Annotated in this window: 21 protein-coding genes; 11 read left to right on the top strand and 10 right to left on the bottom strand. The window is 67.7% G+C overall.

Annotated elements, in window-relative coordinates; translation table 11 throughout:
• Positions 1 to 38 precede the first annotated feature (38 nt).
• A complete protein-coding gene (locus IBX18_RS07645; protein ID WP_194833027.1) occupies positions 39 to 2,210 on the top strand; it encodes a catalase in 2,172 nt (723 codons plus the stop codon).
• Positions 2,211 to 2,350: 140 nt separating this feature from the next.
• Here IBX18_RS07645 and IBX18_RS07640 read toward each other — a convergent pair whose 3' ends face one another.
• The 3 genes from IBX18_RS07640 to IBX18_RS07630 are packed head-to-tail and all read right to left on the bottom strand — an operon-like array spanning position 2,351 to position 4,520.
• Positions 2,351 to 2,821 carry a DUF1360 domain-containing protein gene (locus IBX18_RS07640; protein ID WP_194833026.1) on the bottom strand — a complete coding sequence of 157 codons (471 nt, stop codon included), beginning with the start codon at positions 2,819 to 2,821 and terminating at the stop codon, positions 2,351 to 2,353.
• Complete coding sequence (locus IBX18_RS07635; RefSeq protein WP_194833025.1) at positions 2,818 to 3,987, bottom strand: zinc-dependent alcohol dehydrogenase; 1,170 nt, start codon at positions 3,985 to 3,987, stop codon at positions 2,818 to 2,820. Before IBX18_RS07635 ends, IBX18_RS07640 begins: the two co-directional genes overlap by 4 nt.
• Before the next feature lie 14 nt (positions 3,988 to 4,001).
• A complete protein-coding gene (locus IBX18_RS07630) occupies positions 4,002 to 4,520 on the bottom strand; it encodes a hypothetical protein (RefSeq protein WP_107657033.1) in 519 nt (172 codons plus the stop codon).
• A gap of 353 nt (positions 4,521 to 4,873) precedes the next feature.
• Between IBX18_RS07630 and IBX18_RS07625 the strand changes: the two genes are divergently transcribed.
• A complete protein-coding gene (locus IBX18_RS07625) occupies positions 4,874 to 5,428 on the top strand; it encodes a DUF4142 domain-containing protein (RefSeq protein ID WP_194833024.1) in 555 nt (184 codons plus the stop codon).
• On the opposite strand, the gene IBX18_RS07620 is transcribed toward IBX18_RS07625, so the two are convergent.
• Positions 5,394 to 5,609, bottom strand: coding sequence for a hypothetical protein (locus IBX18_RS07620; protein WP_194833023.1), 216 nt, complete (start codon positions 5,607 to 5,609; stop codon positions 5,394 to 5,396). The two genes, IBX18_RS07625 and IBX18_RS07620, sit on opposite strands and share 35 nt — an antisense overlap.
• A 266-nt stretch (positions 5,610 to 5,875) precedes the next feature.
• Between IBX18_RS07620 and IBX18_RS07615 the strand changes: the two genes are divergently transcribed.
• From IBX18_RS07615 to IBX18_RS07605, 3 genes are read left to right on the top strand one after another with little or no spacing between them, the layout of a single operon-like run.
• Entirely contained in the window at positions 5,876 to 6,877 is a 1,002-nt protein-coding gene (locus IBX18_RS07615) for an iron-containing redox enzyme family protein (protein WP_194833022.1), read from the top strand.
• A 31-nt stretch (positions 6,878 to 6,908) separates the two neighbouring features.
• The gene (locus IBX18_RS07610) at positions 6,909 to 7,562 is read left to right on the top strand and encodes a HemK2/MTQ2 family protein methyltransferase (protein WP_194833021.1); all 654 of its coding nucleotides are present in this window, start codon (positions 6,909 to 6,911) and stop codon (positions 7,560 to 7,562) included.
• Positions 7,540 to 7,749, top strand: coding sequence for a CDGSH iron-sulfur domain-containing protein (locus IBX18_RS07605; protein ID WP_194833020.1), 210 nt, complete (start codon positions 7,540 to 7,542; stop codon positions 7,747 to 7,749). Before IBX18_RS07610 ends, IBX18_RS07605 begins: the two co-directional genes overlap by 23 nt.
• A gap of 97 nt (positions 7,750 to 7,846) precedes the next feature.
• On the opposite strand, the gene IBX18_RS07600 is transcribed toward IBX18_RS07605, so the two are convergent.
• Complete coding sequence (locus tag IBX18_RS07600; protein WP_194833019.1) at positions 7,847 to 9,160, bottom strand: APC family permease; 1,314 nt, start codon at positions 9,158 to 9,160, stop codon at positions 7,847 to 7,849.
• Between the two features lie 296 nt (positions 9,161 to 9,456).
• The gene (locus tag IBX18_RS07595; RefSeq protein WP_306796186.1) at positions 9,457 to 10,317 is read right to left on the bottom strand and encodes a helix-turn-helix transcriptional regulator; all 861 of its coding nucleotides are present in this window, start codon (positions 10,315 to 10,317) and stop codon (positions 9,457 to 9,459) included.
• Between the two features lie 103 nt (positions 10,318 to 10,420).
• Between IBX18_RS07595 and IBX18_RS07590 the strand changes: the two genes are divergently transcribed.
• The 6 genes from IBX18_RS07590 (at position 10,421) to IBX18_RS07565 (ending at position 17,470) form a co-directional block, all read left to right on the top strand.
• On the top strand, positions 10,421 to 12,262 hold the full coding sequence (locus tag IBX18_RS07590) for a long-chain fatty acid--CoA ligase (protein ID WP_194833017.1): 1,842 nt from the start codon (positions 10,421 to 10,423) through the stop codon (positions 12,260 to 12,262).
• Between the two features lie 44 nt (positions 12,263 to 12,306).
• Positions 12,307 to 12,735, top strand: coding sequence for a thioesterase family protein (locus IBX18_RS07585; protein ID WP_194833016.1), 429 nt, complete (start codon positions 12,307 to 12,309; stop codon positions 12,733 to 12,735).
• Between the two features lie 157 nt (positions 12,736 to 12,892).
• Positions 12,893 to 13,687: a tryptophan 2,3-dioxygenase family protein gene (locus IBX18_RS07580; protein ID WP_194833693.1), complete on the top strand. Its 795-nt coding sequence runs from the start codon at positions 12,893 to 12,895 to the stop codon at positions 13,685 to 13,687.
• Positions 13,684 to 14,814: an aminotransferase class V-fold PLP-dependent enzyme gene (locus IBX18_RS07575; protein ID WP_194833015.1), complete on the top strand. Its 1,131-nt coding sequence runs from the start codon at positions 13,684 to 13,686 to the stop codon at positions 14,812 to 14,814. Before IBX18_RS07580 ends, IBX18_RS07575 begins: the two co-directional genes overlap by 4 nt.
• Entirely contained in the window at positions 14,811 to 15,860 is a 1,050-nt protein-coding gene (locus IBX18_RS07570; RefSeq protein ID WP_194833014.1) for a methyltransferase, read from the top strand. Before IBX18_RS07575 ends, IBX18_RS07570 begins: the two co-directional genes overlap by 4 nt.
• A complete protein-coding gene (locus tag IBX18_RS07565; protein ID WP_306796185.1) occupies positions 15,857 to 17,470 on the top strand; it encodes an NAD(P)/FAD-dependent oxidoreductase in 1,614 nt (537 codons plus the stop codon). Before IBX18_RS07570 ends, IBX18_RS07565 begins: the two co-directional genes overlap by 4 nt.
• 8 nt (positions 17,471 to 17,478) lie before the next feature.
• Here the strand turns inward: IBX18_RS07565 and IBX18_RS07560 are convergent, their stop codons facing one another.
• The 4 genes from IBX18_RS07560 to IBX18_RS43045 form a co-directional block, all read right to left on the bottom strand.
• Positions 17,479 to 18,696, bottom strand: a complete 1,218-nt coding sequence (locus tag IBX18_RS07560; protein ID WP_194833013.1) for a metallophosphoesterase — start codon at positions 18,694 to 18,696, stop codon at positions 17,479 to 17,481.
• 122 nt (positions 18,697 to 18,818) lie between these two features.
• On the bottom strand, positions 18,819 to 19,448 hold the full coding sequence (locus tag IBX18_RS07555; RefSeq protein ID WP_194833012.1) for a LysE family translocator: 630 nt from the start codon (positions 19,446 to 19,448) through the stop codon (positions 18,819 to 18,821).
• Positions 19,449 to 19,519: 71 nt separating this feature from the next.
• Complete coding sequence (locus IBX18_RS07550; RefSeq protein WP_194833011.1) at positions 19,520 to 20,422, bottom strand: serine hydrolase; 903 nt, start codon at positions 20,420 to 20,422, stop codon at positions 19,520 to 19,522.
• 30 nt (positions 20,423 to 20,452) lie between these two features.
• Positions 20,453 to 21,334: a LysR family transcriptional regulator gene (locus tag IBX18_RS43045; protein ID WP_194833691.1), complete on the bottom strand. Its 882-nt coding sequence runs from the start codon at positions 21,332 to 21,334 to the stop codon at positions 20,453 to 20,455.
• Positions 21,335 to 21,349: the final 15 nt, after the last annotated feature.

Here is a 21,349-nt window from a genome sequence, read left to right as displayed (position 1 = left end):
AGAGACCTTTGTGCCCGCTCGCCCCAGGAGGTGCGTCAATGCCCGGATCCAGCCGTCGTCCGAAGTCGAAAACGCCGCCAGTCGTGCCCGGAGCGCCGGCCGTCACCGCCCCCGCGGTGGCCGAGCCGACGCAGCCGCACGAACCGCTGCCGCCCAAACCGGACCAGGCGGCCCCCAGGCCGAGTACCCCGACCGGGGCGCCCGTGGCGGCACCCGTCGAGGCGATGGCGCAGCAGGGCGCCTACCTGACGACCGCGCAGGGCGCACGCTTGACCGACACCGACCACTCGCTGAAGGCGGGTCCGCGCGGGCCGGTGCTGCTGCAAGACCACCACCTCCGCGAGAAGATCACCCACTTCGATCACGAGCGCATCCCTGAGCGGGTCGTGCACGCCCGCGGCGCGGCCGCGCACGGGGTGTTCGCGGCCAACGGCGCGGCGGAGAAGATCTGCTGTGCGTCGCTGTTCGAAAAAGGCAAGGAGACGCCGGTTTTCGTGCGCTTCTCCACCGTGCTCGGTTCGCGCGGTTCGGCCGACACGGTGCGCGATACCCGCGGCTTCGCCACCAAGTTCTACACCGACCAGGGCGTGTTCGACCTCGTCGGCAACAACATCCCGGTGTTCTTCATCCAGGACGGCGTCAAATTCCCCGACATCATCCACGCGGCGAAGCCGCATCCGGACCGGGAGATCCCCCAGGCCCAGAGCGCGCACGACACCTTCTGGGATTTCGTCACGCTGCACACCGAGGCCACCGCACACACCCTGTGGAACATGTCCGACCGTGGCATCCCGCGCTCCTATCGGATGATGGAGGGCTTCGGAGTCCACACCTTCCGGCTGATCAACGCCCGGGGCAAGACGGTCCTGGTGAAGTTCCACTGGAAGCCGAAGCTCGGTGTGCACTCGCTGCTCTGGGAGGAAGCACAGATCGCCGCGGGTGTCGATCCGGACATGCACCGTCGCGATCTGGCCGACGCCATCGAAGCCGGCGCCTTCCCCCAGTGGGATCTCGGCGTCCAGGTGTTCCCCGACACCGAGGACCAGACCTTCGAAGGCATCGACCTGCTCGACCCCACCAAGCTCGTTCCGGAAGAGCTGGCACCGGTGCAGGTGATCGGCACGATGACGCTCAACGCCAACCCGACGAACTACTTCGCACAGACCGAGCAGGTGGCGTTCCACCCGGGTCATCTGGTGCGCGGCATCGATCACACCGACGACCCGCTGTTGCAGGGCCGCCTGTTCTCGTACCTCGACACCCAGATCTCGCGCCTCGGCGGCCCCAACTTCGCGCAGCTGCCGATCAACCGGCCGCACGTCGGCACCAACGACATGTTCCGCGACGGAATGCACCAGACCGCAGTACATTCCGGCGTCGCGCCCTACCGGCCGAACAGTCTCGACGGCGGGTGCCCCTTCCTGGCCGGGAACAAGGACGCCGCGCTGATCGAGTACCCGGAGGCGGTCGCCGGGCAGAAGGTGCGCGCGGCGCCGAAGAGTTTCGATGACCACTTCAGCTCGGCCCGGCTCTTCTACGCCAGCCTCTCGCCGGTCGAGCAGGCGCACGTCGCCAAGGCGTACACCTTCGAGCTGGGCAAGTGCTACGAGAAGGCGATCAAACAGCGCGCCGTGACGGTGCTGCGGCAGATCGACGAGCAGCTCGCCCAGACCGTCGCCGCGGGTCTCGGCTTGCCGCTGCCGGGCAAGGCGGGCAAGAAGGTCAAGATCGCGGTGTCGCCCGCGCTCTCCCAACTCGGCGGCAAGTGGCCCACCGACGGCCGGATCATCGGCATCTTCGCCGACGAGTCGACCGACCTGAAGGACCTGGCCACCACCATCGCCACCATCGCGGAGCAGTCGATGACCCCGCTGGTGATCGGACCGCACGGCGGCGAACTCGAAAGGGGCGGAACACAAGTGACGGTGTCACGCACCCTCGACACCGTCCGCTCCATCGAACTCGACGCACTCGTCATCGCGAGCACCGCGGACGACGTCCGACTCACCTTGCTCCTCCAGGAGGCGCATCGTCACCTCAAGGGGATCGCCTACACTCCCGACGGCGCGGATGCCCTTCGCGCCGCCGGTATCCCGGACAGCTCGGCCGGCGTCGCGGCGACCAAGACCGTCGCCGCGGCCTTCGATGCGATCGCCGCGCTGCTGCCGGAACACCGCGTGTGGGCCAGGGGTGCTGAGTACAGCAAGTAAGCCGAAAGGTATGCCGCGGAACGCATCACGGAGTGCCGCACCCAGGTTGAGCGGCACTCCGGCCGCACCGGTGTTGCCTTACTGAGACGGTCGCAGGTACCGGCACGTGCCGGCGCCTGCGACCGTGCCCAGAGCCAGCGCTAACCTTCGGCCAGCTGTTGCGCTTTGGCGTAAGCGAGGTGCAGGAAGTCGGCGCCGGCCAAGGCCGTCATCCCGTCGGCCACCAGGCGGGTCGCCCTGGGTGCGAAGACGTGCCCGATGGTGAAGGCGGTGACGGCCCAGACATCGAAACAGAAAGGGCAGTTGAGCAATTCACCGAAACTGTGCCGAATGCCCGCGTCCTCTTTCGGTTGTTCCATTACCTCACCGGGACCACCGGTATCGGTCTCCTCGGTGAACGGGGCGCGCACGGGTCTGGTGACGGCGGCCTTGGTCACCGTGCGGGAAAGTTTGTGTGCGGCAGCGGCGGTGGTGATCAGATCCCGCGCCGACATGCCGCGCGGGAGTTGCCGATCGGTCACCCTGCCCAACAGTGCGACCGCGGCGACGATGATCGTGTAGAGCGTCATCGTCGCCGCGTAACCGCCCAAGCGGCGCTGATTCTCGGTCATGGGCGGAAGACCGCCCGGATGCAACCTTCCCGCTTGTTCTTGAAGATGTCGTAGCCGCGTACCGCGTCCTCCAGCGGCATGTCGTGGGTGATGAGATAGGACGGATCGAGGTCGCCCTGCTGGATGTAGTCGAACATCCGCGGCACGTAGCGCTGCCCGTGCTGCTGCGAGGACCGGATCGTCAGACCCTTGTTGGTCACCACACCCATCGGGAACTTGTCGGTCACGCCGTAGACGCCGAGCACCGACACGACACCGCCCTTGCGGCAGGCGATGATCGCCTCGCGCAACGGGGTCGCCCGGTCGGTCTCCAGTCGTAGCAATTGCTTTGCGCGGTCGTAGATCTGCTGCAATCCGGTGCCGTGCGCTTCCATCCCGACGGCCTCGATGCAGGCGTCCGGGCCGCGGCCGCCGGTCATTTCCCGGATCGCCTCCGGCACACTGTCCACCGTGGTGTAGTCGATGGTCTCGGCGCCGAACTGCTTGCGCGCCAACGCCAGTCGTTCCGGATACCGATCGACGACGACGACCTGGCCCGCGCCGAGCAGGCGGGCGGTGTGCCCGGCCATCAGGCCGACCCCACCACTGCCCCACACGGCGACCGTGTCACCGGGCGCGATGTCGCAGAAATCCGCACCCATCAGTCCGGTCGGCACGGCGTCGGAGAGGAACAGCGCCTGCTCGTCGGTGATGCCTTCGGGGATGGTGAAGCAGTTGACGTCACCGAACGGCACACGCACGTACTGCGCGTGGGATCCCTGATAACCGCCGAACGGGTGGGTGTAGCCGTAGATCCCGCCGGTCGGGTACCCCAGAATCGGCTGTTGCAGTTCGGCATTCGGGTTCGTCGTGTCGCACGACGACCACAGTTCGTGCTCGCAGAACCAGCACGACCCGCAGCCGATGAACGACGGAACCACTACGCGGTCACCGACTTTGCGCGCGGTGACCTCGCTGCCCACTTCGACGATCTCGCCCATGAACTCGTGCCCGAACACGTCGCCTTCGCGCATGCCGGGCAGATAGCCGTCGATGAAATGCAGGTCCGAACCACAGGTCGTGGTCAGCACGACCCGCACGATGACGTCGTGTGGATTGAGTAATGACGGGTCGTCGACGGTTTCCACCGCCAGTTCGTTGACGCCGTTCCAACAGAGTGCACGCATTGTCGTCTCCCAGGTCAGTGCGCGGCCGCACGCGCGCTCGGATTGTGGGCAAGGGTGGGCAGCTCACCGGTCTGCATCAGTGCACGAGCCCGGTAGAGCGCCTTGAATGTTGCTGCGCCGGTGAGCAAGTCGGGTATCGGCGACTTCACCCGCAGGGTCACCTCGGTACCGAGATCGCGCGGCGCGTCCCGGAACGTCACCCGGATCTCCGCGGCCTCGGACGGGTCGCCGTTACCGGTGGTACGCACGAAACGCAGGCCGCCCTCCTCCGGTTCCAGCCTGGTATCCCAGGTGATCGACTCCTCGTCCGGGCGGTGCAGGATCCATTCGTAGCTCGTCGGTCCCGTCGCACGGACCTCGGCGAGGTCACCGAGGACCCGCGACAACTTGTCGGGATCGCGCCAGAACTGTTCGACCTCGGCCCGCGGACGGCTGATGGTGACCGTCTGCGTGCCGCCGCTGCTACTGCCGGAGTCGATGACCTTGCCCACCAGATCCGTCAGCTGTTCCTTGGCTTTATCGATGTAACTCATCTGGACTCCTTGTGGTCCGTCGGTGAATCAGGTTCGGCTGCTTGATATTCGCCGCGGCGCAGCGGCGGCAGGTGTTCGACGGCACCGGCCACCGTGGCGAGGGAGCGGCCGGCGCCACGACATCCGGCCGTCAGCGGCGACGGTGCGCGTCGTCGAACGCCTACCCGGCGGCCGAGACCGCAAACCACATCGGGCTATTCACGCGGCGTGTCCGCGTCGGGTGCGGTCTCCGGGCCCTGGTGCTGGGGATTCGCCCGGCCCGGGTCCGGTCGACGCGCGGTGGTGCCGTCGCATACCTGGGTCCTGAGCGGGCACCCGAGCCGCAAGAAGCTCGTCGATCAAGGAGAAGAACTATGAGATCTCTACACCGCGCGCTCCGAACCACCGCCGTGGCCGCAGTCCTCGGACTCGGTGCGGCGACAGTCGGATTCGGCACCGCCGGGGTCGGCTCCGCGCAACCCGCCGACCCGGTCGCGCTGCCTTATCAGGACAGCACCTACCTGGTGGTTTCGCATCAGTCACACATGTCGGAGATGATCTCCGGCAGCCGCGCCGTCCTGGCGGGCGAGTGTCCGGCGGTGCGCGCGCTCGGCGCCATGCTGGTCGCCGACCACACCCGCCTCGACGCCATGGGCGCGGCGGTCGCGCTACCCAACGGCGTGCCACTGCCCTTGACGCCGAACGCCGAACAGTCCCAGCAGATGTGGGATACCGGGATGCGGTTCGGACGTGACTTCGATCGGTCCTGGTTGCGCATGCAGGAGCGCTTCCATGTCCAGTCGTTGCAAGCCGGAGCTCGTCAGCTGGAGCTGGGCACCCACGAGCGGGTGACCAGGCTGGCTCGCGACGCCGCGCCGACCATTCAGCATCACCTCACGATGGTCCGCGACGCGATGACCGCCTGCTGATCCCGGCCACCGCGGCGGGATCGACGAAGCTTCCGCCGTCGCGGGCGGCCGCGCGGACCGAGATCGAGGTGATCCGCCTGAGCGCGCCGGACACGGCTTCCTCGGACCACAACAGTCCGGACGCGTGGGCATGAGCCGCCGACAGTTCGTCGGCGACATTTTCAGCGGAACCCTCGGTCATCAATGCACCTCGATTCCGGCGGCGGAGCCACTTCGCCCGCGATACGGTCCCCGCAACCCGCCCGCCCATCTGCAGCGGTCCGATCCTCCGACCCACCCCGAGCCTGCAAGCACTAGCGGAGTGCCCATCGCCGGGACGCCACAAACCACTCCTGACCGGCAGTGGCGCGGCTGTTCAACTGACCTCACGGTAGATATGTGACGAGGTCGATGTCGCGGGTGCGCGAAGTTGCGCGTCGAGTGCTGGATCAGGGGTATCTGGAGATCATGACTACCTCTCACCACACCGAGGTCGGCGCCTTGCCAGCGCCGCGCGGCGAGCTGTCCGCCGGGATCATCGATGTGCTCTCGGGCGCTCCCGGTGGCGCTGTCCCGACGTTGCCCGAGGTCGACCCGTACGGCGAGGACTTCCAGCTCGCCCTGCATACCTGCTACGAACTGCATTACTACGGTTACCAGGCGGTCGACGACGGCTGGGAGTGGGATCCGGGATTGCTCGCCCTGCGCGCGACGATGGAGCAACACTATCTGCGAGCGTTGCGGGCGGATGTGCCCGGCGGGACCGATCTGGATGCCGAACTCGAGCAGTTGCTGGTGACACCGGTGGAGGAGTCGGGGGTCAGCGCGTTTCTGCGGGACGAGGGTGAACCGTGGCAGTTGCGCGAGTACTTCGTGCACCGCTCGATCTACCACCACAAGGAAGCCGATCCGTACGCGTGGGTGATTCCGCGGCTGCGCGGCCAGGCCAAAGCGTCGCTGGTCGCGGTCGAGTTCGACGAGTTCGGCGGCGGGCGCGCCGAACGCGTGCACGCCAAGCTCTACGCCGACCTGCTGGCCGGTGCCGGATTGAATCCGGACTATCTGCACTACCTCGACATCGTGCCCGCGCCGATGCTCGCGCTGGTCGACATGATGTCGCTGTTCGGCCTGCATCGCGCCTGGCGTGGCGCGCTCGTCGGGCACTTCGCGACCGTGGAGATCACCTCCCCGCCCGGCTCGCACCGGATGGTGCAGGCGCTGGGGCGCTGGGATTCCGATCCGGCTTGCGCGCTGTTCTACAACGAACACGTCGAGGCCGACGCGGTACACGAGCAGGTGATGCGCGAGGTGATCACCGATTTGCTGGACCGCGAACCCGACTTGCTCGAGTCCGTGGTGCTGGGCATCCAGGTGACCAACATGCTGGAGGACCGATTCGCCGACCATGTGCTCGGGTGCTGGCGCGCGGACCGTACCTCGCTCCACGAACCCCTACCTGATCGTGATTGATCTCGTAGCGGGCGGGCATTGCCCGAAGGTGATGTTGATACGCACCCCGGGTGTCTACCGACCGCAGACAGATACATGGTTGCTGGCCGCCGCCCTGGCCGACGCCGCACTCCCCCGCGGCGGGCGCGTGGTCGATATTTGCAGCGGAACCGGCGCACTGGCCGTACACGCGGGCCTGGCGGGGGCCGCCTCGGTCACCGCGGTCGACATCTCCCGCAGGGCGAGCATGTCCACCTGGCTCAACTGCCGGATGCGCGGCATCGACGTCGAGGTGCTGCGCGGGGATTTCGAAGCGATGCTGCGGCACCGGCAATTCGATGTGTTACTCGCCAATCCCCCGTATGTGCCTGCTCGACAGGGACCGCCCCCGCGCGGCCGAGCGCGAGCCTGGAATGCCGGGCAGGACGGCCGGTCGTTCCTCGACCGACTCTGCGCGGCGGCCCCGAACCTGCTGGCCCCCAACGGCACCGCGTTGATCGTGCACTCCATGGTCGCCGACCCGGGCCTGACCATCACGCAGCTGCGGCGCGGCGGATTGAAAGCCGCGGCCGTCGCGCGCACTACGATCCCGTTCGGACCGGTGATGCGAGAGTGTAGCGATCACCTCGTCGACGAAGGACTGATCCAACCGGGGCAGCAGGACGAGGAATTGGTGGTGATCCGTGCCGACAGGACCCGAAAGTGACCGGCGGCGAGTAACTTTCACCGAGGACGGTCCGGCGCTGATCGAAGGGCCGGTGGAGATCGTCACCGCCGACGGCACTCGAATCGACTGTGACCGTTTCCAGGTGGCGTTGTGCCTCTGCAAGCGGTCGAAAAACTATCCGCTGTGCGATACCAGTCATCGCAAGCGCAGTCGTCGGGCGAGTTGAGCCATTCGCTCGCAGTCCCCCGCCCGTTACCCGGCCACGGCGCCTATCTCGGATCGCGCACTACCCGTATCGAATTCGGCGCCGTGGCCTAGGTGACCTAGCTGTCCTGACCTTGCAGCACCAGATCGCCCCGGCGCGCACGGGCCGCGTTGACGGCGGCGAGCAGTACGCCGACGCCGACCAGGATCAGACCGCGTATCCAGACCTCGCCCTCGATCCGGGTGAACAGGAACAGGCACGACGCCAGCGCCAGCCACGGGACGACGGTCGGAATTCGGAAATGATCCGCCTCGCCCTCGGTCTTCCGTAGCACCAGCACCGCCGCGTTGACCGCGGAGAAGACGATCAGGAGCAGCAGCACCAATGTCGCTGCCAGCGAGTCCACTTCACCGGTCAAGGCGAGGATCAGCGACACAGCGGTCGTCGCCAGAATCGCAACCCATGGGGTGCGGCGGCCTGCCAGGATCCGGCTCAGCACCGGCGGCAGCAATCCGTCACGCGCCATGCCGTAGGCCAACCGGGACGACATGATGCCGGTGAGCAGCGCACCATTGGCGACCGCGACCAGCGCGATCAGGCTGAACACCCGGTCCGGTATGTCACCGGCCGCTCGGACAACCTCCAGCAGCGGTCCGCTGGACTGCGTCAGTTGCTCCGTCGGCACACTCGCGCTGGTGACGATGCCGATCAATATGTACACCACGCCCGCGGTGAGCAACGCCGCGAATAGCGCTGTGGGATAAGACTTCCGCGGGTTCTGGACTTCTTCGGCCAGATTCACCGAGGTCTCGAATCCGACGAACGAGTAGAACGCCAGCACGGTGCCCGCCAGTACCGCCCCGACCGCGCCGTGGTCGGCGGTACCGACCTGGGTGAGCCGATCCAGATCGGCGTCACCGCGCGCGATGATCCAGGCACCGAGGCCGATGATCAGCACGAGCCCGCCGAGCTCGACCAGCGTGGCCGCCACGTTGGCGCGCAACGACTCCTTGATCCCGCGAATGTTGAGTGCGGCGAGCGCGGCCAGGAACACCACCACCACCGCCATCGACGGCAGCGAGATCAGCGCTTGCAGATAGTCCCCGGCGAACGCTCTGGCCAGCGCGCCCACCGAGACCAGCCCGGCGGCGAGCATGCAGAACCCGACGAACGATCCTGCGGCAGGCCCGAAAGCGGTGGTCACGTAGTGCGCCGAACCGCCCGCGCGCGGAAACTTGGTGACCAGCTCGGCGTAGGAACCGGCGGTGAGGGACGCGAGCACGAGCGCGGTGAGCAGCGGCAGCCAGATCGCACCGCCCGATTCGCCGGCCACCGCACCGACCAGCACGTAGACGCCGGCCCCGAGAATGTCGCCGAGAATGAAGAAATACAGCAGCGGTGTGCTCACCGCCCGTTTCAGTGCGAGGGCCATCTTCGTCCAATACCCAGATGATCTCTGTTGACGCGCGGGCCGTGCGCGGATCCGGTGTGTGGCCCGCCCGGCTGGAACTCGCGCTCCGGCCGGGCGGGCCACTTCCCCGTTCACCCAGGGACGCCGCCACGTCCGCATGGGCACGTCCACCCTAACCGCTCCGGACGCCCGCAGTGCGCCCGCCACTCGGATACCACCGAGGTTCCCCGTGGATCCCGCACCCTCTCTCGGGATTCGCACCGACTTCGGGGGCCCGCAACCAGTGCGGATCCCGAGAGAGGGTGCGGCGTTGGGGTTCAGTGGGTGTGGTCGACCGAGGGGGCGTCGGGGTGGGCGAGGAGCCAGTCCATTCGGTGCTTGCTCTCCTCGTCGGCCGGGGTCCAGACGGTGATGAGGGTTTCGGGGGTGGCGGTGAGGTCGAGGCGGGTCAGTGAGAAGGAGAGGTCGCCGATTGCGGCGTGCCGGTAGGTCATGATCGCGCTGGGTGGAGTGGCGACGTCGTGGGTGGCCCACAGGCGTGCGAACTCGGGGCTGGCTGCCGCGAGTCGGCGGATCAGTTCGGTCCATGACGGGTCTTCGAGGTGCTGGCCGAACGCGGCGCGGAACGAGGCCACCATGTGCGGCAAGCCGGTATCCCGGTTCACGAAGCGGCGGCAGCACTCCGGGGTGGTGAACAGCTCCCACAGGACGTTGCGGGAGCTGTCCGGCGCGGTCAGCCGCGGCCACAACGCCGCACACGGGGTGTTCCAGCCGAGCAGATCCCAGCGGCTGTTGAGCGCCGCGGCCGGGAACCCGGACATGCTGTCGAGAATCGCCTGCACGGTGGGCGTGATGCGGGCGGCGCTGGTCGCGACCGCGGCGATCGGCACGTCGGCCAGGTGGTACAGGTGGTCGCGCTCGGGGTCGCTGAGCTGGAGGGTGTCGGCGATGGCGTCGAGCACCCGGCCGCTGACGTTGATCGGCCTGCCCTGTTCCAGCCAGGTGTACCAGGTGACGCCGATCCCGGAGAGCAGCGCGACCTCTTCCCGCCGCAAACCCGGTGTCCGGCGCCGCAATCCGGGCGGCATGCCGACATCGGCGGGCGTGACGCGGTCCCTGCGGCTACGCAGGAAGGCCGCGAGCTCGGTACGGCGGGCGGAAGGGGCGGTCACAGGCACCGGCCCATGATCCATTATCGGTCGACCGGTTGCCAGGTGTTGCCAACACCAGTGTCGCGAGACTCTTGGTATCCCTGTCGTGGGCTGCACAGGGTTCTCACTCATGAAGTTGTTGAGTAGTCCGGTGGTCGGCGGCGCGCAGGCGGCGACGGAACGGACGGAGTTCGAGCGAGCCATCGCGGGCCGGACGATCTGCGACGCCCTCGCCGACACGGCACGCCACCATGCCGAGTTGCCCGCGTTCACCCAGCACGGTTCGACCATCACGTGGGGCGAGACGCGGCAGCGAGTGCTGGAGGTTGCCGCGGGGTTTGCCGAGTTGGGTATGGCACCCGATGATGTGGTGGTCCTGGCGATGGGCAACCGCACCGAGCACGTCCTCGCCGACCTCGGCGCGGTGCATGCGGGCGGGATCCCCAGCACCGTCCACGACGGTCTCGCCGCCGACCAGATCGCCTATGTCACAAAGGACTGCGGCGCGAAATATGCCGTCCTCGACGGTCAGGAGCAGCTCGACCGCTGGCTGCCGGTACTGGCCGGCCTGCCGCAACTGCGCAAGGTGATCGTGGTCGACGCGGCGGCCTGTCCACCGGGCGATCAATTCCTCAGCTGGACTGAGCTTTTGCGCATCGGGCAGCAGCGGCTGGCGGCCGCACCGATCGATAAGCGTTGGCAGGCATTGACTCCCGAAAGCACGCTCACCCTGCTCTACACCTCGGGCACCACCGGTAATCCGAAGGGCGTGATCATCACCCATCGGATGGCGCTCTACCAGGAAGCCGTCTCGTCGGCGGCCGCGTCCGCGGCGCGCAGCACCGAGGTGTCCCATATCCCGTTCACGGCCGTGTCCACCCGGATGTTCAACCTGTACATGCCGGTGGTGCGCGGTTCGCACACTCATTTCTGCGCCGACCTCGCCCAGTTGCCCGCCGTGTTGCGGTCGGCTCGCCCGCACATCTTCCGTGGCGTGCCCCGGGATTGGGAACAGATGATGGCCGTCGTCCAGGCGCGGCTCGCGCGGGAGGGCGAGACGGGGACCGTCGCCGAGGCGATGCGGGCCGGGCGCGCCTATGTGGAAAGCCGCCAGTACGGACGGTCGCCGACCACGGCGACGGCCGAGAAGTTCGCGGCGGCAGACGCTTCGGTGCTCGCGCAGCTACGCGAGCAGCTCGGGCTCGACCGGGTGCTGTACACGATGAGCGCCGGTGCTCCACTGCCGGTGGAGGTTTCGCGCTTCTTCGCGGGGCTGGGGCTGCTCATCCTCGACGTCTACGGCATGACAGAAATGACCGGCGCGGTCGCCGGCAACAACCCGGTCGCCTTCAAGCTGGGGACGGTCGGTCGCGCGTTGCCGGGGATCGAACTGCGCCTCGCCCCCGACGGCGAGATCCAGGTCCGCGGCGCGGCGCGCACCCCTGGCTACTTCGGATTACCCACGGAGACAGCCGAACTGGTGGACAGCGACGACTGGTTGCACACCGGCGACCTCGGCGTGCTGGACGCCGACGGCTTCCTGTCGCTGGTCGGCCGGAAGAAGGAAATCATCATCACCACCAACGGCAAGAACATCGCGCCCGCCGCGGTGGAGAACCTGCTCAAGGAGCACCCGCTCATCGGTCAGGCCTTGGTCTTCGGCGATCGGCGACCGCATCTGGTCGCCGTGCTCACCCTGGCCAGCGAAGTGGTCCAGGCGTGGGCGGCGGCGCGCGGCCTCGCCGGCGGCCCGGCCGAACTGGCCGAGCACCCGATGGTGCTGGCGGAGGTGCGGTCGGCGGTCGCGGCGGCCAACGCCCGGCTCGCCGCATTCCAGCAGGTCAAGGCGTGGCGGGTGCTGCCGACGCCGTGGACCGACCAGAGCGGAGAGCTGACGTCGACCGGCAAGGTCAAACGTCCGGTCGTGCACGCCGAGCAGGCCGAGCTCATCGCCGCCATGTACGCCGCTTGACCACAGCACCAGTCCCTACCCATCGCAATGCCGAGGAGGCACCCATGACCACCGAACCGTTCACCATCCGATTCGCTGTCCGCAGTTACGAACTCGACACTCAGCACCATGTCGCGCACACCGTTTACATGCAGTACGCGGATCAATCCCGCTTCGCCTGCGCGCAGGCGGCCGGGCTCTCCCCCGACAAGCTGCTCGCCGACGGGCTCGGCCCGATCAATCTCGAAACCACCCTGCGGTATCACCACGAACTGCGCGGCGACGACGAGGTCGACGTGTCGTGTGCGTTTGTCTGGGGCACGGGCAAGACGCACCGTGTCGAGCATGTCCTGCGCAAGCCGGACGGGACGCTCGTCGCCGAGATCAGCAGTGTCAGCGCGCTGCTCGACCTGCGCACCCGGCGCCTGGTCGACGACCCGGCCGCGAGCTTGCGCACTCGTGCCAGCAAGCCCGAACTGCTCGGTCTCAGCTGATCCGCTGGCCGGACCGAAACGATGCTTCCGCCGACGCCGGTATGCCACGGTGGCCCCGACTATTTCGGTTGGCGGTCGCCGGCTACCGGCGTTGGGGTGACAACCGTTGCGAACAATCAACGGCGATTAGTCGCCAGGAGGCAACGCCTTGTCCACGATGCAGGGAAACACCGCGGCCGACCAGCTGCGCGAAACGCTGTCCAAGCCGATCTTCAATACGGTCCTGAAGGCCTGGGTCGGCGATGGCACCACCGACTACGAGGTCTATCTCCGCACGCCCGAGTTGTTGTCGTTGCAGACGGCCGTCGACGAGCTCACCGATTCCGACGAGCTCATGTTCCAGATCGTGCACCAGGCCCAAGAGGTCTGGCTCAAGCTGTTGTCGCACGAGCTCGCCGGTGTCGTCGACGAGGTGGACCGGGACGCGCTGTGGGCGGCGGCCGCGCGGCTGGACCGAGCGAATCGAATCGCCGAATGCCTTGCGCGGGAGATACGGGTGCTCGAAACAATGACGCCCGATACCTATCAGGTCATCCGGCGCAGCCTCGGTAAGGGCAGCGGCCAGGAGTCACCCGGTTACAACGCGGTGCTCACTGCAGCCGAACATGTTGCGGCAGTGTTGGATCGGCTGCTGGGTCGTCGCGGCGTCGAGCTCGCGGAGGTGTATGCCGCCGAGTCGCAGCCCGATCTCAAACGCCTCTGCGAGTTGCTGGTCGACTTCGATGAGCGTTTCCAGCTGTGGCTCGTCTCCCACTTCATGCTGGTGCGCCGGACGATCGGCGTCGGACAAGGGGTCAATGCCCTGGATGGCGTGCCGACCAGGGTGCTGACAGGCCGGATGACCAAACCGCTGTTCCGCGCGCTGTGGCAGGTCAGGGGTGAGCTGACCGAAAACTGGCGGCGCGAGGGTGGTTACGCGCCGGGCGCGGCGCGGAGGTCGACGGCCCGATGAACGAGGAATCGCGGATCGCCACGCTGCGTGCCGAGTTCCCGGTGCTCGAGACCTGCGTCTACCTGAACAGCAACTCGACCGGGGCGCAGCCACGCGGCGTGGAGCAGGTGCTCGGCCGCTACTGGGAGACGATGCGCACCTGGCGCGACGACGCATGGGGTGGCTGGCTGGACGAATTGGATGGCTATCTGCGCGCCCTGACCGAATTCCTCGGCGCCCCAACGGGAACAGTGGTCACCGACACGAACCTGACCACACTGCTCGGCAGGCTCGCCACCTGTTTCGACTTCCGCGGCGAACGCAACCGGGTGGTCACCACCGACCGGGAATTCCCCACCGTGCCGTTCCTGTGGCAGGGCTTCGCCCGGTACGGCGCCGAACGGGTGGTGGTCGATTTCGACACCGATGCGGTCGTGTCGGCGATCGACGAGCGGACTTTGCTGGTCTGTGTTGCGCACGGCAGCTACACCACCGGGGCTATCCTCGATCTCGAACGTGTTGTCGCGCAAGCACGTCGGATGGGCACGCTCGTCATCGCGGACATCTTTCAGACAGTGGGGGTGGTTCCGCTGAACCTGCGGGCGCTCGAGATAGATTTCGTCCTCGGTGGTGCGGGCAAATGGCTGTGCGGGGCGCACACGGCATTTCTCTACGCGCGAGAGGACCTGCTGCCGACACTGCGTCCGGCGGCCACCGGTTGGTTCGCCGGTCGCGATCCGCTGACCTTCCGGCCTGCCGAAGACTGGGCTCCGGACGCGCGGCGGCTCGCTGGCGGTACGCCGATCCCGTTGACCGCCATGATGTCTCGGGTCGGCCTCGATCTGCTGGCGGAGGTGGGTGTGTCGGCGATCCGCGCGCATTCGCTGCGGTGTACCGATCGCATCATGGCGCGGGCGGTGGACGCGGGTATCCCGGTGCGCACGCCCTACCCGACCGATCAGCGCGGTGGAGTTGTCTGCCTGCCCTTTCCCGGCGACGAGACGGTGAAGAAGCGGCTGGCCGAGCGCGGCATGGTGTGCAGCTGGCGCGAGGGCCTGCGGGTGGCACCGCACATCTACAACACCATCGACGAGGTGGACGCGTTCATGGATGCGCTCATCGCCGAACGAAAGGCCTTGCGCGGATGAGCGAGATCGCCTTCTCGCCCCGCGCGTTGATGAGTCTGCTGTTCAACGGCGACAAAGCCATCGATGCGGTGCGGACCGCGTGGGAAATGGGCATCCTCGACGCGCTGGACGCCGGGCCTGTCCGCTTGGGCGACCTGAGCGACCGATTCGGGTTGGTGCCGGTGCGCCTGTACAAATTGCTCGACTGTCTCGAATGCCTCGGCCTCGTCACGCGGATTTCGTCGGATGTACTGCGCGACACCGAGTATCGCGCCGTCGAAGGTGCACGCGACGCGGTATCCGATGTGCTCGGCCCGGACTCGCTCGAACAGGACCGGGACAGTTACCCGTGGCGCACGCTCTACGGCAAACTCCCCGACGTGCTCCGCGGTGAGCTCAGCGTGCCGCCGGACGCCTTCAGCTGGCCCCTCAGCAGCGCCGAGCAGATCGCGGGCTTCGAACACAGCATGGCGGCCGGGATCGGCCCCATCGCGGAGACATTTCGAATGCATGCCGAATTGTGGAGTGACGGAATGCGTTTGCTGGATGTCGGCGGCGGTGACGGCACACTGGCCGCGTGCCTGCTGCGGGACAACCCGACCCTGCGGGCAGATGTCTACAACCTACCTGCGCTGCGCACCCTGGTAGACCGGACGCGCGCGGAGTCGGACTGCGACGACCGTCTCGGGTTCGTCGGCGGCGACTTCCTCGCCGAACCGCTGCCCAGCGGATACGACATCCTGTCCTTCGTCCGGGTGCTACACGACTGGCAGCGACCGCAGGCGCGTGCACTCTTGGCGAAGGCGTATCAAACGCTCCCGCCGGGCGGGCGGGTGCTCATCTGCGAGGAATTCCGCGATGCCGAGCGGCTTGCCCGGCAGTTCTTCTGGTCCTACTTCCTGATCGGCGTGGACAGCTGCACCAGCATGCTGCGCGAGGTGGCCGACTACCGCAGCATGCTCGGCGAGATCGGTTTCCGCGACGTCGAGGTGCTGCCCGGACCGTTCGAGATCGTGGTCGCCACCAAGCCACCCGTCGGTACCGGAAAGTCCCGGTCCGTTCAGTGACAAGAGATATCGACGCCGCCGCGGTGGGCTGGTCGACTGACCGCATGCAGAATTTCGACCACATTTTCGTCGGCGGCGGCCACAACGCGCTGGTCGCGGCGGCCTATCTGAGCCGAGCCGGACACGAGGTCCTCGTCATCGATCGCAACGATCGGGTCGGTGGATTTGTTCGCAGCGCCGAATTGGCACCGGGCGTGATCTACGACCCGTTCTCGTCCGCGGTGCCCCTGTTCACGAGTGGTCCCGCGTGGCGCGACCTCGGCCCGGACTTGCAGAAGCAAGGTCTGGAGATCCTGCAACCCGAGTTTCCGACCGGGGTTTCGCTGGAGGACGGCACCACCGCGGTCTTCCCGCGCGATCCCGTGGCGCTGGCCGAGGAGGCCGACCGGCTGCACCCGGGCGACAGTTCGGCGGTCGCCGAAATCATCTCGGCCCTGGGACCGTCGACGGGTGCGGCATTCGGTCTGATGGGTCAGGATCTGACCTCCGACGCGGCCCGCGCCACGCTGGCCCAGTTGGTGAGCGACGGCAAAGGCTGGTCCGAGGTGGCCGAACTGGCGCTGGACAGTGCGCGCTCGGCGGTATCGGAGATCGAATCTCCTGCCATGCGCAGCCTTTTCGGCTCATGGCCCGCGCACGTGAGCCACGGTCCCGACGATGCGGGCGGCGCGTTCTGGACCACCATCTTCCCGCTCGGCTTCACCGGTGGCGGCATGCCGATTCCGCAGGGGGGCATCGGCAAACTGGCCGAGGCGCTCGCCGGCATCGTCAGCGAGCACGGCGGTGTCATCCAGACCGGCGCCACCGTCACCCGGATCCGGGTGGCCGACGGGCGCGCGGTGGGGGTCCAATTGTCCGACGGCAGCGCGTATCGGGCCAGGAACAGCGTCGTCGCCTCGGTGAACCCGGACCAGCTCTACGAATGGCTGCTGGCGGAAACCCAAGTGCCCGAGCACATTCTGGCGCAGGCCCGGCGATACCGGTACGGCACCGGCCTTTTCCAGCTGCACCTGGCAACCTCCGCGCCGATTCCCTGGGCGGACAAGCGTTTCGAGCGTATCGGGCAGCCGTTCCTCACCGATTCCCTCGACGGACTGTCGTTGCACGTCGCCCAGGCGCGGGCCGGGCTGCTGCCGGCGTGGCCGACGATGACCATCGACTCGCCGACCGCGCATGATGCGACGCGGGCGCCCGCGGGTACCAGCGTGCTGCGCATCCAGGTGACCGATGTGCCGACCCGTCCGCGCGGTGACGCGGCGGGGCTGATCACCACCGACGGCACTTGGAACGACGAGGTGGTGAACCGCTACGCCGACCGGGTGCTGGAGGTGGTCGAACGCCACATCCCGGGACTGACCGCAACGATCGTCACCCGGACGGTGGTCACCCCGGCCACCCTGGCCGCGTTCAACCCGAACAGCGGCCCCGGCGACCCCTACGGCGGTGCCCAGGATCTCGCGCAGAGCTTCGCCCTGCGGCCCATCGCGGCGGCGCCGGGCCATCGCACCTTCGTGCCCAATCTGTACGTGCTCGGCGCTGGGACCTGGCCCGGTGCGGGCGTTTCCGGAAACTCCGGTTACATCGTCGCCCAGTATCTGCTCGACTCCTGACGCCGGAGTCACGCCTGTTTCGAGGCGAGCTCCAAGACGGTGATATCGGAGGGTGCGCCCACCCGGACCGGCGGTCCCCACGCGCCCGCCCCACGGGTGACGTAGAGCTGCGTGTCGCCGTAGCGCTCCAGTCCGGCGACCGTCGGATTGGCCAGTTCCGCAAGGTAATTGCCCGGCCAGACCTGCCCGCCGTGGGTGTGGCCGGACAGTTGCAGATCGACGCCGAACTCGACGGCGTCGTGGATCTGCACCGGCTGATGCGCGAGCAGCACCGCGGTGCGCGCGAGATCGCGATTGCCCAGTGCCGCAGTGAAATCCGGGCCCTGCCCGATGCGCTTGCCCTGAATGTCGTTGACACCGGCGAGGTCGAAGTACGGCAGCTCGGTGCGACTGTTCGCCAAGAGATGCAGGCCGAGTTCCTGCACGTGCTCCATCCACTGCTCCGCGCCGGAGAAGTATTCGTGGTTCCCGGTGACGAAATAGGCGCCGTTCCGCGCACGTAACCGGGCCAGGGGTTCGACCGCAGAGCGCAGATGTTCGACGCTGCCGTCGACCAGATCACCCACGATGGCAATGAGATCCGACTGGGTGCCGTTGATCGTCTCGACCACCCGCTCCGCGAACCCGCGGCCGAGAATCGGTCCGAGGTGGATATCGCTGACCACCGCTATCCGGAAGCCGTGCGCGGCGCGGGGCAGATTCGCGAGCGGGATCGTCAGGCGTTTCACCTGCGGACCGGACAACACGCTGTGCGTGCCGTAACCGACCGTGCTCACCGCCGCCAACGCCGCCGCACCGCCCACTGCGCGAGAAACGAACAGCCGCCGCGAAACCGGCGCTTCCGGTTCATCGCGCGGTGCGGTGTCCGCTCCCCCGGCCGCGGGGATCAGCACATCCTCCGGCGCTTTGTCCGAGCGGGTGATCCAGCGCCGGACCAACGGCCGGGCCAGTTCACCCACCAGCAGCCATAACACGAGATAGATGAACAGCGCGCCCCACATGTACCCGGGCCAGGCGATGATCTGGATGAGCAGGAACGGAATCCCCGCCGATTCCGCCACGAACGCACCGATCAGCAGCACCGGCCCCGCGATGATCAGCCCGGTGCCCACCCGGCGTGCGATCGATCCGCGCACCGTCGTATCCCGCACGAGCCGCCGCCACAGATACCAGTGCAGCCCGCCGAAAACCCCCAGCACGACGACCACTCCCACAACAACAACCACCGCATTACTCTATGCGGAGCCCCCACCCCCACATCCCCGCACCTTCTCTCGGGATCCGCACCCATTACGGGCCACCGAAGTCGGTGCGGATCCCGAGAGAAGGTGCGGCAGTTGAGCGACGGCTAGACCTCGCTGACGGCGAGGCGGACGCCGAGGGCGACCAGCACGGTGCCGGTGATGCGCTCCAGCCACTGGCGCACTCGGGTTTCGGCGAAGAACGCGCGGGCGCGGCCCACGAACAGGGCGACCGTGATGAACCAGGTGGCGTCGATGACGAGGTGGAGCAGGCCGAGGAGCAGGGTTGTTGCGAGGATATTCGCCTCCGGCGCAACGAATTGCGGGTAGAACGCGAAGGCGAACACGGCCACCTTGGGGTTGGTCAGGTTGGTCACCATGCCGATTCCGGCGGCCCGCCAGGGTTTCGCCCCCACCGCATCCTCGTCGACCAGCGCCTCGCCGGACGGATTGCGCGCCGCCCGCCAAGCCTGCACACCGAGATAGATCAGCACGGCCGCACCGACGACCCGAATCACCACATACGCCACATCACTGGCGGCCACCAGCGTGGAAAGCCCGAACGCCGAAGCCGCGATCCACGCATACAACCCGACCTGCATGCCGCCGATGATCGGCACCGCAGCCCGCGCGCCACCCAGCGCGCTGCGCCGAATCACCAGCGCGGTAGTGGGACCGGGCACCATCGCTGCAAGTGCCACCGCAAGTACGAAACCACCGAGAACCGACCACGTCATGATCCGAGCATCGCACGAAACTCTTACGGACGTCCCACTTCTCACCGCCGCTACCGAGCGTTCAGCGAGGGCTACATCCGTCGTAGCTCGTCGCGGAGCAGCCTGGCGACGGCGGCCATCACCGCTTCTGCACCCGGTTGGGTGGTGGCGGGGACGGTGGACTCGGTGAGGGCGGCTACGGCGAAGGTTTGGCCGTCGGCGTGTTCGACGACGCCGATCTCGTGGCGGAGGTTGATCAAGGTGCCGGTCTTGGACGACCATCGGGACGCGTCGGAGCCGAAGTCGGGGGCCAGTCGGTTGCGCAGCATGTTCTCGCCCATCAGTCGGCGGATCTGTGCTGCGGCCTCGGGACGGATGCTGCTGGGGCGCCAGATCTTCTGTAGCAGTTCGACGAAGGCGCGGGCTGAGCCGGTGTTGGCTCGGCTGATGTCCAGTTGCGGGACCGGGTGTCCGTGGCCGGCCGTGGTGGCGGTGATCGCGAGGGTGTGGGCGAGGTGGGCGTGGGCGGGGTCGAGCATTTCGGTGGGCGTGCGGGTGAGTTCGTGCAGTAGGTGCCGCACGGAGATGCCCTCGATGCCGAGCCGATCCAGCTCGGCGGTCACGGCCTCGGGTGGCGTGAGACCGAACAGTGCGTCGGCGGCGGCGTTGTCGCTGATCGACAGGGTGAGGTAGAGCAGGTCTGCCAGTGCGATGGTGGCGGGATGCCAAAATTTGGTGATCCCGACCGGGCCGGGCGCCGTCACGCGGCCCGGCTGCACCACGATCGGCGTCGTCGGATCGAGTTCGCCGCGGGCGACGCGTTCGAGTGTGGCGACCGCGAGTGGCACTTTGACCAGGGATGCGGACGGGTACTCCGTGTCCGGGTCGATACCGAGTTCGTCGCCGGTGTCGAGGTCGCGCACCAAGAAGGAACCGCGTAACCCCGCGCTGTGCAAGTCGTCGCGCGCCGCCCGCAGAATCTCAGCCACTCCCACGTACACATCCTGTCTGTTGGATCAACAGCATCAGCCATCGGTGTCCGGTTGGCCGAGGCAGTGACCGATCTCGGCGGCGGGCAGCAACTGTGTTCGCTGCGTGTCCTCGCTCAGCCCGGTGACGAGCCGGTAGCCCCGAGCCAGCTGTGCCAGTTCGCCGATCGGCAGCCACTGCAGGCCCAGCTCACCGGCTTGACTCGCTGAGCAGAGCAGCAGATCTGCCGAAGCGAGCGCGTCCGCCGCCGCCGCGGCGAACGAGTTCGCCACCAGCACCTGCGCGGGCTGCAAGCCCACCGCGGCGCCGAGCCGGGTGAGCGGGTCACGAATGTGCGGTACATCGTCTTCGGGTTGCACCCAGATGCGGCGCCGGCGGGCGTCCCGGTCGGCGCGGCTCGGCCGCAGCGACTCCACATACAGTGCCCGGCTCTTTCGCGCGCCGCCACCGGCCAGTCCCAGCGGCACCCGCCAACTGCCCTCGCCGGGCGGGATCGCAACCAGGGCCGCCCGCACCTCCATCGTGCGCAGCAACTCCGCGCGTTCCCCGGGGTCGGCCGCGTGCAGGTCCAGGTTCAGCCCGTTGCGCCGCCCGGCGGCGATCAACCGGGCCAGCTGCAGCGGGCTGCAGATCGTGGGCACCGCTATTCGAAAGGGCCGTAGTTTGGCGCGTTCGGCGTTGTGGTCCAGGGTGTCGGCGAGTTCGACCAGGCGTTTGGCCGAGGGCAGCACCTCGCGACCGAACGAGGTCAAGGTGACCGCGCGGGTGGACCGGTTGAACAGTCGAGCGCCGAAACGCCGCTCCAAGGCCGCGACGCGTCTGCTGGCCACCGACTGCGGGATACGCGCCACGGCGGCGCCGTCGGTGAAACTGCCGTACTCGCCGACCGCCACGAACGCTCGGCAGGCTTCGACCATATCCACGACGAGCCA

The organism is Nocardia sp. XZ_19_369, assembly GCF_015355715.1.
In the GTDB taxonomy this organism is placed as follows: Bacteria; Actinomycetota; Actinomycetes; order Mycobacteriales; family Mycobacteriaceae; genus Nocardia.
The sequence above is the reverse complement of the archived record's forward strand: the minus strand, read 5'-3'. Positions and strand labels throughout refer to the sequence as shown.